The organism is Solibacillus sp. FSL R7-0668, assembly GCF_038006205.1.
GTDB lineage: Bacteria > Bacillota > Bacilli > Bacillales_A > Planococcaceae > Solibacillus.
In genome coordinates this window covers 761,334-775,980 of the sequence record NZ_JBBOUU010000001.1, presented here as the reverse complement: position 1 = coordinate 775,980, position 14,647 = coordinate 761,334, and the positions used below count along the sequence as shown (strand labels likewise).

General features: G+C 39.4%; 10 protein-coding genes and 1 pseudogene. 2 read left to right on the top strand and 9 right to left on the bottom strand.

From position 1 onward, the window contains the following. Nucleotides 1–736: 736 nt before the first annotated feature. Nucleotides 737–2,866, bottom strand: a complete 2,130-nt coding sequence (locus tag MKX47_RS03495) for an ATP-dependent Clp protease ATP-binding subunit (protein WP_340771165.1) — start codon at nt 2,864–2,866, stop codon at nt 737–739. Between the two features lie 162 nt (nt 2,867–3,028). Between MKX47_RS03495 and MKX47_RS03490 the strand changes: the two genes are divergently transcribed. Next, the gene (locus MKX47_RS03490) at nt 3,029–3,733 is read left to right on the top strand and encodes a Crp/Fnr family transcriptional regulator (protein WP_340771163.1); all 705 of its coding nucleotides are present in this window, start codon (nt 3,029–3,031) and stop codon (nt 3,731–3,733) included. A 53-nt stretch (nt 3,734–3,786) separates the two neighbouring features. Here MKX47_RS03490 and MKX47_RS03485 read toward each other — a convergent pair whose 3' ends face one another. Beyond that, nucleotides 3,787–4,095 carry a metal-sulfur cluster assembly factor gene (locus MKX47_RS03485; RefSeq protein WP_340777703.1) on the bottom strand — a complete coding sequence of 103 codons (309 nt, stop codon included), beginning with the start codon at nt 4,093–4,095 and terminating at the stop codon, nt 3,787–3,789. Nucleotides 4,096–4,156: 61 nt separating this feature from the next. Continuing rightward, on the bottom strand, nt 4,157–4,912 hold the full coding sequence (locus tag MKX47_RS03480) for a prolyl oligopeptidase family serine peptidase (RefSeq protein ID WP_340771160.1): 756 nt from the start codon (nt 4,910–4,912) through the stop codon (nt 4,157–4,159). 109 nt (nt 4,913–5,021) lie between these two features. Between MKX47_RS03480 and MKX47_RS03475 the strand changes: the two genes are divergently transcribed. Then, a complete protein-coding gene (locus MKX47_RS03475) occupies nt 5,022–5,828 on the top strand; it encodes a Cof-type HAD-IIB family hydrolase (RefSeq protein WP_340771158.1) in 807 nt (268 codons plus the stop codon). 42 nt (nt 5,829–5,870) lie between these two features. Here the strand turns inward: MKX47_RS03475 and MKX47_RS03470 are convergent, their stop codons facing one another. The 6 genes and pseudogenes from MKX47_RS03470 to ltrA all read right to left on the bottom strand — a co-directional run bounded on the left by MKX47_RS03470 (nt 5,871) and on the right by ltrA (nt 14,417). Then, on the bottom strand, nt 5,871–7,337 hold the full coding sequence (locus tag MKX47_RS03470) for an alpha-amylase family glycosyl hydrolase (protein WP_340771156.1): 1,467 nt from the start codon (nt 7,335–7,337) through the stop codon (nt 5,871–5,873). A gap of 169 nt (nt 7,338–7,506) precedes the next feature. Further along, a complete protein-coding gene (locus MKX47_RS03465; protein ID WP_340771154.1) occupies nt 7,507–7,875 on the bottom strand; it encodes a YisL family protein in 369 nt (122 codons plus the stop codon). Nucleotides 7,876–7,987: 112 nt separating this feature from the next. Then, on the bottom strand, nt 7,988–8,890 hold the full coding sequence (locus MKX47_RS03460; protein ID WP_340771152.1) for a fumarylacetoacetate hydrolase family protein: 903 nt from the start codon (nt 8,888–8,890) through the stop codon (nt 7,988–7,990). Nucleotides 8,891–8,948: 58 nt separating this feature from the next. Beyond that, nucleotides 8,949–10,124 carry a DUF418 domain-containing protein gene (locus MKX47_RS03455; RefSeq protein WP_340771150.1) on the bottom strand — a complete coding sequence of 392 codons (1,176 nt, stop codon included), beginning with the start codon at nt 10,122–10,124 and terminating at the stop codon, nt 8,949–8,951. An 11-nt stretch (nt 10,125–10,135) separates the two neighbouring features. Next, nucleotides 10,136–12,475 (bottom strand): annotated as a pseudogene (addA, locus tag MKX47_RS03450) (helicase-exonuclease AddAB subunit AddA); the annotation flags it as partial. A gap of 124 nt (nt 12,476–12,599) precedes the next feature. Beyond that, the gene (ltrA, locus tag MKX47_RS03445) at nt 12,600–14,417 is read right to left on the bottom strand and encodes a group II intron reverse transcriptase/maturase (protein WP_340771148.1); all 1,818 of its coding nucleotides are present in this window, start codon (nt 14,415–14,417) and stop codon (nt 12,600–12,602) included. Nucleotides 14,418–14,647: the final 230 nt, after the last annotated feature.

Here is a 14,647-nt window from a genome sequence, read left to right as displayed (position 1 = left end):
ATTCACTCGCAAAGAACAATTGGGAGGAGCGGTTGTGCAAATTTTATCGGATTCCAAAAAAACAGTTTGAACGCGATATCGTTGAGAAATAAACGATTCGCCTATCATGATAGTAGCAAATCTTCTCTTTCTCTAATTCGTAGCATAATACGGATATTGAAATTTTCGAATTAATTGCTTATGCTCAAATTACATGAATCGCTCGAATAAAAAAATGAGTCTTCGAAGCAGCTACAAACGAGCTTTATTACGAGAAGTTTGGTGCTTGAAAAATATCAACCGTAAAGAAATGAGCGCATTGCTATATTTTGTTGATTACTTATTGAGACTCCCAAAGAAAATGTCCGAACAGCTACAACAAGAAATGCACGCGGAAATACGAAGGGAAGATGCAATCATGTTAGAATCCTATTAAGAAGATTTCCCACCAATATTGGCTAGAAGAAGAGAAATGATGGGGAAGGCTAATTAAGAAGCCACTGTTTAAGATATTTTCTTTTCGTCTCTAAATTACATACCTGCAAAAAACGGCATGTCATCACCATAAATTGTGGATAACATGCCGTTTCGTTTGAAAATAATGGGTATTTTTAGGTATTCACACATAAAATCCAATAGTCGCACATATTTTCCCTGCACAACACACACCACCCCTATCTTTCAGAGATGTGCCCCGATTAATAGCTCTTGCCACTAATCGGGGTGGCGTTCATTTCCTTAGAAAACCCTATTCCCTCTATGCTTTTCGAATAACCAATGCCTCATTTTCTAGCATTAGTGCCAACGAGCCTCCCGCAACAACCTCACCCTTCAACAATTCTCGTGCCACTACTGTTTCTAAATGGCGTTGCACAAAGCGTTTTAATGGGCGTGCACCAAATTGCGGATCAATGCCGTGTTTGACAACCCAATCAACTACAGCATCATCTACTGTTAGCGTAATTTCCTGATCGGCCACACGCGCTTGTAATTGATGCACATATTTCCAAGCGATGGCATGGAAGTGCTCGTCTGTTAACGCATGGAACATAATAATATCGTCCATACGGTTTAATAGCTCTGGCTTGAAGTGCTGACGTAACGCAATTTGCACAAGCTCTTCAGATTCTTCCGTTTGCTCTAATAAATATTGCGAACCGATATTAGATGTTAAAATAATGACAGTATTCGTAAAGTTCACCATACGACCCTGGCTATCGGTAATGCGCCCATCATCTAGCACTTGCAGTAAAATATTTGCTACATCTGGGTGTGCTTTTTCGATTTCGTCTAATAGGACAACTGAATACGGATTACGACGAACGGCCTCTGTTAATTGCCCACCCTCTTCGTAGCCAATATAGCCAGGGGGTGCGCCGACTAAGCGCGATACGGAATGTTTCTCCATATATTCACTCATATCAATACGAATGAAATGCTCTTCTGAATCAAATAACTGCTCGGCCAACGCTTTTGCTAATTCCGTTTTCCCTACACCAGTCGGTCCTAAGAATAAGAAGCTACCAATTGGTTTGTTTGGGTCTTTAATGCCCGAACGCGCGCGCCATACTGCTTCAGTTACATAAGTTACGGCCGCTTCTTGACCAACGACACGCTCATGCAATGTATCCTTCAAACGCAATAATTTTTCACGTTCCCCTTCTACTAATTTCGTTACGGGAATACCTGTCCAACGTGAAATAATTTTGGCGATTTCTTCTTCCGTTACTTCCTCACGCAGCATACGATTATCTTCCGTTTCCTTCAACTGTGCCTCCAGCTGTGCAACCTCTTGTTCGAGTTTTGGAATTTTACTATATTGTAGCTCCGAAGCCCGTGCAAAGTTACTACCAGATAGATAAAGGTCATCACGCTCTGCTTCTAATTTTTTCAGCTCATCTTTTTTATCACGCACAATTTGCAAGCCATTTTTCTCTAGCTCCCATTGCTCTTTCATAGCTTTCATCGTTGTTTCTAGCTGATCAATTTCACCCGATAACACTTCAAGACGTTTTTTACTTGCATCGTCTTTTTCTTTTTTCAATGCTTGCTGTTCAATTTTTAATTGTGTTAAACGACGCATCGATTGGTCAAGCTCCTGCGGCATAGAATCAATTTCAATCCGAATCATGGCACAGGCTTCATCGACTAAATCAATCGCTTTATCTGGTAAGAAGCGGTCCGTAATATAACGATCTGCTAATTGTGCTGCCGCGATAATCGCACGGTCATGAATACGCACACCACGGTGATGCTCCTCGAAACGGTCTTTAATACCCCGTAAAATCGACACCGTATCTTCAATCGAAGGCTCACGTACAAGCACTTGCTGGAAACGACGCTCCAGTGCTGGGTCCTTTTCAATATACATGCGGTATTCATCTAGCGTTGTCGCACCGATACAATGCAATTCACCACGTGCCAGCATTGGCTTTAACATATTGCCAGCATCCATCGCGCCATCTGTTTTGCCTGCACCAACGATTGTATGAATTTCATCGATGAATAAAATAATACGGCCCTCCGATTCCTTCACTTGCTTTAATACAGCTTTTAATCGTTCCTCGAATTGTCCTCTGTACGATGCCCCAGCAATTAACGCACTCATATCTAATTCATAGAGCTCGGCATCCTTTAAGCCTTCCGGAACATCACGACGTACAATTCGCTGTGCCAATCCTTCGACAATGGCCGTTTTACCAACACCTGGCTCCCCAATTAATACCGGATTATTTTTTGTTTTGCGGGATAAAATACGAATCACATTCCGAATTTCTTCATCACGACCAATGACTGGATCCATTTTGCCGTTTTTCACTTGTTCGATTAAGTTGCGCCCAAATTGCTCTAATGGTGGGCGATTGTCTTGTGTTTGATTAAATTGCATAAACTGCACCCCTTTAAAAGTTTGACCTTTATTGACTAATTTTATTATAGGTCAAAGTTAGTCAAACATCAAATAAATACACTCAATGTTCAACAATAATTTTCCATTTATATGTTACGATAAATTGGATATTATATGTAAATTAGTATTCCCTAAAAAGGTGTGAGGACAATCGAATCAACTACTACATTACCTATAACGATCACGACTTTCTTTCAAACGAAAGGCATACTATTAAAAATAGAAAAGGGGATGCCTCTTTTTCAAGAAGGTAGCCTTGCCGACCAACTTTACCTTATAAAAAAGGGCAAGATGCAAATTAGCAAAGAAACGGAAAGCGGAAAAGAGCTAGCCATTCGGATTTGTGGCGAGCATCGTTTACTTGGCGAAACGGCTGTTTTTTGCTGCAGTACCTTTCATACGACTACCGCTAAAGCCCTGATGAATACCGAACTATATGCGCTATCACGCGAACGATTCGAAAACTACTTGCATACGGAACCACCAATCATGACCGACTATTTAAAATGGCTCCAAATCGAGCATATGAAAGATCAAAGCCGTTTACGTGATTTAGTATTACACGGCAAAAAAGGCGCACTTTATTCCACACTTATTCGTTTAGCTAATACGTACGGTCAGTTTCACTCACCCAATGAAGTGACCATCCAACTTGCTTTAACGAATACCGATCTTGCCAATTTGTGTGCGACTAGCCGAGAAATGATCAATCGAATGCTCAGTGAATTACGCAAGCAGCAAGTGCTCGATATTGAAAAGGGCTATATGACGATTCGTGATTTATCGTTTTTAAAACACAAAATCGAATGTGAGGACTGCCCGCTTACCGTTTGTCGTATCGATTAAAAAAAGACCACGATTTCTTCTATTATAAAATAGAAAAATCGAGGTCTTATTCATTAGCGAATTCCTAATGCCATTTTTGCGTAGCGTGACATATTATCTTTAGACCATGCAGGCTGCCATACGATATCAACCTTTACTTCCTTAACTTCAGGAAGCTCACTTAACGCTGTGTTTACCTGATCCACAATAACAGGACCTAATGGGCAACCCATTGATGTTAGGGTCATCGTAACCGTCGCTAAACCTTCATCTGATAAATCGACATCATATACTAAACCTAAGTTTACAATATCAATACCTAACTCAGGATCAATAACATTTTCTAAAGCACCTAGCATGCTGTCTTTCATATCTTGATCAATCGCCATTTTGTGTTTCCCCTTTCGAAATGGTGTTAACGTTTATCTTATCAGAACTTAGGTTTTATGCCAAACGTTGTGCAATAAATTGCGTCACTTGCAATACACCAGCCCGCGAAACTGCGTGACCAGCCTTCTCTTCTGATAAATAAGTGATCGATGTTCGCAGCTCATCCGATAGCCCATCATAAAAGTCACGGCTCATTTGATAAGGCACAACGGTATCGCGCATACCATGCCAGAAAATAATCGGCTTATTACGCCACATTGCGCTATGATCTTCCATATTAAATTGACTGAGTAGCGCCAATAAATCTGTCTGTTCTTGCTGTGACATCGGGAAATCAATTTCACGCTGTACCATGTCTTCCACTTGATACAGTGCTAATTTTGTAAAGCTTGTCGTTCCCATACAAATACCGGCAGCTTGCACCCAAGGATATACCGCTAAACAGCCCGATGTCACAATACCACCCATCGATGTTCCGGCGATGCCAATTTTACCGCTCGCTACATAATTTTTTGCCTTGAGCTGCTCATAAACAATATGTACTTCTTTCACAGATTTTAAAACAATGTTCCAAAAATGCGCGTTCATCATTTGTTCCGAAGCTGTTTCTGCACGCTCACCATGTAAAAAAGCATCTGGTAAAATAACACGAACTCCTTGTTGCACAAGCTGATAGGCGTAGTGCAAGTTATGCTCCTTTGCACTTAAAAACCCATGTAAAAAAATTACGACGGGCGATTGCTCATTTAGATCTTCATTATAGACATGTAATAATGGAATATCGCTCCATAGCTCACGTTTTACAATCATGTTTTCACCTCACTACTTACATTATCAAAACTTTCCCTTTGTTTCAAAACTTTGACGAACATCCTTTTTATCGTTACAATTAACCCACGCAAAAGGAGGCTTTACCTTTATGAAAGAACATTTAATCGTTTTGGACTTAGATGGCACATTGTTAACGGACGAAAAGGTCATCTCAGCCTTAACAAAAGATACATTGCTAAAAGCAAAACAAGCTGGTCACCAAGTGATGATCGCAACAGGACGTCCCTACCGCGCAAGCCAGCTTTACTATAATGAACTCGGATTAACAACACCGATTGTCAACTTTAACGGGGCATTAATCCACCACCCTAAAAATCCAATGTGGAAAACCATTCATACGACTGTCGATCTGCGCGTTGTTCATGACGTTGTCGAATCCGTACACAAATATGAGTATGATAATCTAATAGCAGAAGTGATGGATGATGTATACATTCACCGCGAAGATGAAGGCATGCTCGAAATGTTCCATATGGGAAGTCCTAATATTTTACATGGAAATTTAACGCATACTTTACTACAAAATCCTACGAGCTTACTAGTCCATGCCGATGATGTGAATACTCCGATCATTCGTCAACATTTACAAGATGTCCATGCCGAATTAATCGAGCATCGTCGCTGGGGCGCGCCATTTCCAATTATCGAAATCGTGCGTAAAGGCTTAAGTAAAGCAGTCGGCATTGACCATATTGCCAAAGAAATGGGCATTCCACGCGACCGTATTATTGCCTTTGGTGATGAGGACAATGATTTAGAAATGATTGAATATGCCGGTGTGGGCGTGGCGATGAATAATGGGATTTCAGAACTTAAAAATATCGCCAACGAAATTACTTTATCGAATAATGAAGATGGTATCGCGAAAATTTTGAAAGATCGTTTAAAACTATAATAGGAAAGGGAGCAGCCAATTACAATCAGCTGCTCCCTTTTTTTATGCTTTATTTACTTGTTCTGCGCGGCGTTTTTTCCCGCGCTTCATCACTAATACCATAAAGATTGTATAAATAATGACCACTAAACTAAGTGCAACAATATAGGACATATTAATGCCGCGTTCATCGATCACTTGATACACCTCAACCATTTCACGATCTAAAATGATTGTGTAGTTGCCATCTTTATTAGCGCGAATAATTTCGCTATCGAACATTCCGCGAATTTCTTTTCCTTCCCCGATGTCTGCAACAGGAAGGTGCACGCGCTTCGTTTTACTACTATTATTAATGACAACAATCCAATGTTCTGTATCCGATTTCCGCTCAAATACCATGTAGCCATTATCATTTTCAATCCATTTAAATTCGCCTGCGCGTAATGTGTCTGAATCATTGAGCAATGAATTTAAATTACCGATATAATCCATTAATTCTGAATCCGTTTTAAAATTATAATACTGATGTGCTTCCGCGCCAGCTGCACCATTCATCGCGATTTCAGAACCGTATGTCACAACAGGAACACCCGGTAATAATAAGGTACTGGCAATAGACATTTTACTACGTGTCGGTTGATACATACCTTCTTCTGTTGACGATAGCGTAAAGCGATCAGACCAAATTGTATCAGTCATAGAAAGCACGGGCGTACCAGCAGCGGCTTCATCGATATGTGCTTCCAATGTCGCTGTATCTAAATCAACATTTTTTAAGGCGTTGGTAAATAGGCTTGCTGTATCCGCATAAAATTTTGCATCAAAGCTTGCATCACTTTCGCTATTTGTGATGACATAGATTTCTTCATTTTCCGCCTTTAAAGCAGCAATCATGCGATTTAAAAAAGCTGTATCCGCCGATTCGATATTCGTTAAGCGCACCCCATTAACCCCAAACTTTGATACAAACTGGGACGCACTTTCGATTAATTTGTCTTGTACTGCGGTATTCGTTAAATCCCATTGAATTTTACCGTCATTCGTACTTGCAACAAACCCAGGTTCCGCAGCCCATTCATGATTCGGACTGACATTCGAAAGCGGGAAATCAACCATTATTTTAATCTTCTTATTTTGATATGTATTCAGCATATGTTGGAATTCTTCTTCTGTCCCAAAATGCGGCTCTAATGCAGTATAGCTCGTCACCATCGAGCCATCGTATTTTTCTGTCTCCAATACCGAGCCTACTGATACAATCGTATAACCCATCTTAGAGATATAATCTACTTTTTTTACAAGTCCATCGAAGTCCCCACCTGCAAACATCTCTGGATCTTTTGCATTCACTTGTTCATCATCATTTTTCCCTGTCCCATTAAAGAAACGGTCTACTAATAAATCGTATATACTCTCATCTGCTATCGTCTTTGCTTTATCTTCGGCACTTGCGCTACTAGCAAATGCAAAAGTTGTCGAAAGCAACACACCCGCAGTTAATGCACTTAACCACTTTTTCAGCTTCAACTTTTTCCTCTCCTTCACATACAGTCCATCGTCATTTTACCAAAAAAGACCTATGACAAGCTACGGAAACAGTAGTTATTAATAGTAAATCAAACAAATAAGTGACAAAAATGTGTATTCAAAGAAAAAACCACTTTAGCACATTCACTAAAGTGGCTTTATTTTAATATTAGAAATTAATGCCGATACCCATGCTTAACCCTAGGTATAATGTTACTAATAGAACAACCGCAAATAAAATCCAAAATACATTAACAGGCTTGCCTTTACCTTTACGTACTAAAACCATTTCCATGAAGCCGATTACTAAAATCCCGAATAATACCTTCATATCATAGTTCATGCCGCTTTCAGCAATTTTGTCGCGCCATTCTAAGAATAATGCGCCACCTGTAATAATGACTAAAATGTACATCGCACGTAATGCCATATGTACACCTGTTAACTTTTTGCTAGCTAATGCCGCGATGAAGAATAAAACTAATGCGATTACCCAAGTGGTGATGTGTAAATGCGTTGTGCTTGATAAAAAACTCATGATTTTCCACCTCTTCTATTTTTCTCTACATGTGCTATCCTACCATGAGAGCTCGTATAGATTCAATGAATTCGATTAATTTCAAGTGCTCTGTCATAGATTTTTTTCACTACTAGGCGAAGCGGTTTGCTAAAGTACCAATTCCTTCGATTGCAACTTTCACTTCGTCGCCTGCTTTTAAAAATTGTGGTGGGTTCATGCCCTTACCTACTCCAGCTGGCGTACCTGTTAAAATGACATCTCCTGGTTCAAGCGTTACATATTTTGAAAGGATCGCAATAATATCCGATACCGTAAACATCATATCTTTTGTCGAACCATTTTGACGCACTTCCCCATTCACTTTCGTCACGATTGAAAGCGCATGTGGGTCTGGAATTTCGTCCTTTGTTACTAAATATGGCCCCATCGGACAGCTACCATCTAAGCTTTTTCCTAAGAAGAACTGTTTATGCTTTTGCTGAAGGTCACGTGCTGTAACGTCATTGGCAATTGTATAACCAAATACATAGTCAATCGCCATTCCTTTTGCAATATTTTTACCGCGCTTCCCAATTACAATCGCCAACTCCCCTTCATAGTCAAGTGAAGTCGTTACATCTGCATGTACCGGTAATGTTGCCTCATCTGCTGCGATGGCTGTTGGAGATTTTGTGAAAATCATAATATCCTCTGGTGCTTTGTCGGCACCCATTTCAACTGCATGATCGTTGTAGTTTTTCCCTACGCATAAAATATTTTTAGGCGTGCGAGGAATAGGTGATAACCATTCAATATTTGAATACGCTAATTTATATTGCGCACTATTTTCCTGTTGTTGTGCGGCATCTACTAACTTACGAACTTGCTCAACAAATTCATAGCCTAATGCAATACCATCAATAATCGTTTCAGGGAAGGCTTTTAGTACGTTTAGCTGTTTTTGAATTTCAACAACATCCCAAACTGCCTCTTCTTTTTTCACTTTTGGGCCAAACTTTACTTGTTCATTTACTTTAAACGATAACAATTTCATAACGCGGAGTTCTCCTTCATGTTTTTTTACATCATACATCAAATCGCTCGGAATTACCTCACTTTTCTGAAATCTTCTTTCCATAGGTGAATCGCTTCATCGCTGCCTCAAGTGGTCCTTGCTTAAATTTCGTAAAATACAGCTCCGCGATGAGCAATTGACTGACATAAATCGCGAGTGCGATATAAATCCCCATTTGCACGTCAACCTCACCGTATAGGCTGAAGCCCCAATGATAAAATAGTGCGGTACATACGACGGACTGCATAATATAAAGCGTCATCGACATACGCCCTGCCTTTGCAACGGGTGTTAACAGCTTGGCCATAACAGGTAGCTGCGTGAGCAAGGTCACAACAGCAATATAGCCTAATCCTAAAATAGGGCCACCAATATACACTTGTAAATATTCATTTCCAAATGTTTGCGCACCTGCAATCGGCAAACTTTTTACATAAATACCAACACCTATTCCAACAATCGCGAGTACAAACCAGATGATTAATTTTTCCTTCGCACGTTCAATTAATCGCCATTTCGCGAGTGCTGCACCGATTAACATATACGGTAAAATCGTAAACAGCGATGAAATCCACATAAACGGGCTCATTTGAATCGATAAATCAACTAAGCGTTGTGCAAATGCATCAGACCACGTACCGACACCATAAGCCGCAATGGCGCTTTGGATAGCTTCGATACCTACGGAAATACTATCAGTTGGCATCGAAAACATACCACTGGCCTTGTACATCGTTAAAATTAAAGCATGATACAATCCATTTACTACAACGGCAAGCGTTAATAGCCATTTTGCTGGTAGGCGCATCAATGCAATTAAAAAGAGGCCACAAAATGCATAGGTTGCTAAAATATCGCCCCACCAAATCAAAATGGCATGGAGCATCCCCACTACAAATAAAAGAACCATTCGCTTCGGTGCAAAGCGATAAAAATTAGCCCCTGTTTGTTTAGTCTTTAAAAACTGCATTGCTAAACCATACCCGAACAGCATTGAAAATAACGGATAAAAGCTACTTTGCACATAAATATCTAACAGCTGCTGCAAAATAATATCCTGTGCTTCACTAAACCAATTACTTAAGTCTGCAATATGAGGCATCGGTAAATAAAACCCAAACATATTTACTAATAAAATACCGAGTAAACTAAACCCTCGAAGTATGTCAAGCGTTGCAATACGCTCCTTTGAATCTACTGGGCGAAACTCCACAACTTGTCCTCCTAATCCATTTTCAACTGTTGACCGATGCTATACAAATATAAATATTTTTCGTTTATTTCAATACGTTTAATGACCTGCACAGCATGTTGATAATAGTTTAATTGAATTTGGTAGGCTTTTGTCATTTTTTGTTTAACTTTCTCAAAATCGTCTAAAATCGATGGGGCGATAAAATCAGTTTTATAATCTAGCAACACCCACTGGCCGTTTGCATCCTCAAATAAGCAGTCAATGACCCCTTGAATAATTTGTGCATCCCCATCTTGATCTTTTAAACTAAGTGTGAACGGTATTTCACGTAAAATTTGTGTCGCCTGCGTAAAGCGCTGCCCAATTTCTGTTTGGAAAAACGCAAGCACCTTCTCCGGCTGTACGGCCTCTGCTTCAAGCTGTTGTAATAATTGACGCTCGACTAATGACTGAATAAAGCTCTCTACTTGTTCAAGTGTTGTAAAGCCTTGCTGAGGCATATGCTGCATCACGGCGTGTACCGCGGTACCAATTTCTGTTGCAGAAAGTTCTCGTTCATTCTTTTTCCCTTTCAGCATGAAGCTTGGCACATTTGTTTTTACATAACGCTTGGCATCGCTATTGTATAGCTGCTCTTCCTCCATTTGCTGCAAGCTTTCTAGACGCTTCAGCTCTGACACAGACGTTTTTGATTTTTTCGTTACCGCCTGCTCGTATGGGTAGACCGCAGAAAATCGATTCGTTAGCAATGTGACCAATTCCTCATTCACCACTTGCTTTATAGGATTCTCATTGACTTCTGTCGATGCATTCGCTGCTAAATAATCGCTATTTGGCACGACTGTGATGGTCCATTTCTCAGTTTTTGTCGCTTTCTCCGAGCGGTAATTGGCAAATAGGAAATCGTCATGGCGTGCAACTGCCGGACCAACCCAACTTAAATAATTATTCGCTTTTGAACGCACATATTTCGGCAGCACCTTCTCCTGTAAATCCTGATAAAACTGCCATTCTTCCTTTTGCTTTTGCCATTCTTTAATGGAGCCAACTAATATTAAACGCTCTTTGGCACGCGTCATTGCCACATATAAAATGCGCATTTCTTCAGCCTTTAGTTTTGCAAGCTTCTTTTCCTTTACATATAAATGTGGTAGTGATGTTGAAATAATATTTAAATCTGGATTTACGGATTTAATCGCTAAGCCAAAGTCTTGGTCAAAAATATAACGAGCGCCTAAATCTTTCGTATTAAAGTTTTTACTCATCCCTGCTACAAATACGATGGGGTATTCTAATCCTTTTGATTTATGAATCGTTAGCAGTGTGACAACATCATCGGCCTCACTAATTGATTTGGCAATGCCTAAATCATCGCCGCGCGAATGCATGCGATCGATAAAGCGTAAGAAGCGGAATAGCCCGCGGAATGATGATTTTTCATAGCTTAACGCGCGATCATGCAGTGCACGTAAATTTGCCTGACGCTGCTTACCATTTGCCATGGCGCCGACCATTTCCATATAATTCGTATCTAAATACACCTGCCATACTAAATCAGCTAACGCCCCGTGACGCGAGTAATTCCGCCATTTTTCATGCAAGCGAAAGAATTGATCGAGCTTTTGCGCCATTGCATTTGACATCGCGCTACTTTCCTGTTCACGGAATTGCTTTAGCGCATCATAAAATGGTACCTTTTCATTCACTAAACGAATCGCTGCGAGCTCATTTTCTGTTAGACCAATAAATGGCGCACGTAGCACGGATGCGAGCGGAATATCCTGATACGGATTGTCGATTACCTTGAGTGTATTAATCATAATCATCACTTCAAGTGACTCAAAATAGCCCCCGTCTGTTTCGGCGTATAACGGTAAGCCTGCCATTTTAAATTCCTCAGCAAATGTTGTATACCAAGAACGCGAGCGCATTAATACAACAATGTCCCGATATTGAACAGGACGCATCGATTTCGTTTTTGGGTTGTATACTTGTCCACCATTTTCAACAAATCCACGAATACGTTCAATAATATATCGTGCTTCCTGTTGCGCAGCATTAATACTTTCTTCCTCTGCATCGTCCTCTTCACTTGAAATCATTTGCGTTTTGGAATCACCTTCTAGTAATACGAGCTCAATCGGAACCTGCTGTGCATCATAGCTCGCCCCAAACTTAAGCTTAGCTTGCTCATCATAGTCGATTTCGCCGACTTCCTCATCCATAATTTGCTCAAAGACATAGTTTGTCCCTTCTAGTACTTCAGAACGACTTCGGAAGTTAGCATTCAAATCAATTTTCATGCCGTTGTCGATTGGGTCTGTTTCAAAGCGCTTATATTTATCAAGAAACAGGCGCGGTTCTGCTAGTCGAAACGCGTAGTAGAGTAGGAACCCAGCGCCTTGCTACATTGCTGTAGCAGGTTTCCGGAGAACCCCTCCCCGAACCGTACGTACTCCTCTCAGAGTATACGGCTCTCCACTTATAACAAATCTATCGTTGTTTATGAATTTCTTTATGACATTTTATACATACAACCAGTGTTTTACGTTGCTTTGCGAGCATTGTCCATTCCCAGTATTCTTTGCCCTTTAAATTCTTAATTTTATTCACATGATGAATTTCGAACTTTGTATCTGGGTGGTTATCTCCGCATAATTCACATTGTTTTGCACTAAGTCGTTTTTCTAAATCATTTCTGCCTTGATATACATACAAATTTGGTAGTTGGTCCATTTCTGATTGGAAGATTTCTTTCTTTTTTTCAAAACCATCTTTATAAAAGTAAGCTATTCTTTCACCTTGCTTTGTTTCATACTTTACGCCCCAGTACTTGCCTTGCTTAAACTTAACCTTCATTTTTGATACTGTGGATTTGTATTTATTCGCCAGTGTTTTCAGACAGCTATATTCCATTACATAACGCAGTTGCCACATTTTTCGACTTACGTTTTCTGCCAAAGCATAATAATTGTAAATTCCTCGTAGTTCAGCGTTATATGTTTCGATGATTTCTAAATCAGATAAACCGACAAGTCTTGGCCGATGCAACATATCCCATTGATTTGCATCGATATCTTTGACCATTTTATTTTTTACAATTACTTTTTCAATCGTTCCTTTAGGAATTCGTAATTGTACATATCCTCTATATTTACGTTTTTTTACACCGTTTTTATCTTTTGCCACACTTAAATCATGGCTAATTGAAATGTCGTAGCTTAGAAACTTTACAAACTTAGTACTATGTGTAATGAGTGTTTTTTCTTCCGATAATTCTAATTGCAAACGGTCTTTCAAGAACTCTTTCATCGTTTGTTTTAAACGTTCACAATCCTCTTTACTACCATTTACACCAATTATAAAATCATCCGCATAACGCACGTATTTCATTGCTTTATACGTTTCAACATTTGGGTCATAGTACGGTAAATTTAAAAGTATTTTTTTATTTGCCTTGTATTCTTCAATCATCTGTTGTCGTAAGTTTTCATCTTCTGTTGCATTAATCTTTTTATGCAAACGCTGGTTACGCATATCATATTTTCGATATTCCGTATTTCGTTTACGTCCTATCTTTGGTTTACCTAAATCAAATGAAAGTTTTAATTCATTTTCAACATATTCATCAAATTCATTCAGATAAATATTTGCGAGTAAGGGACTGATAATACCGCCCTGCGGAGTTCCACTATACGTTTTCTGGAATCGCCAATCTTCAACGAACCCTGCTTTTAGGAACTTCCACATTAAACGAATAAACTTTTCATCTTTAATTCGTTTACGCAAAATATTAATGAGTATTTGATGGTTAATATTATCAAAAAATCCTTTTATATCGCCTTCAATGAACCAGTTAACACCCGTGAAGGTTTTCTTAATTTCGATTAATGCTGTATGACAACTTCTTTTCGGTCTAAAACCATGAGAATGATTTGAAAAGTTCGGTTCATAAATTGATTCTAAAAGCATTCGACAAACTTCTTGAACTAAACGGTCTGTAAATGTAGGGATACCAAGTGGTCTTGTATCACCGTTTTTCTTTGGGATATAAATACGACGTACTGGTTTCGGTTGATAGCTTTCATCTTTTAAAGATTCAATTATTGCTTGAATCTTTTCTTCACCAAACCCGTCTGCCGTTTCTTCGTCGATACCTTTTGTTGCACTACCTTTGTTTTTGTATATCTTTGTATAGGCTTTTATATAAAAATCTTCATTGTATAAATGTCTGTATAGACGGTCAAATTCATAGCCGTCCTTCATTGCTTGTTTCGATAGATTGTATAAAACAATTTCTGAACTTTGCATAGAGCATTTCGCTCCTTTCTTTATTGTTTATACGTTATAAGCTGCTCCCCTTCGCCATGTAATAGGCTTTCCCTATCTCTGACTACTACGAGAGCTCCGTTACCATATCGGATATTCAGTACCTTTGTACATAGCCTAATGGCGTTCCAACTTAGGTAATCCCCATTTAGTATATTGTATACAGGCTCGATTCATTGTCGGAAGGAACGTTCATCCTTTTCTTCAATCTT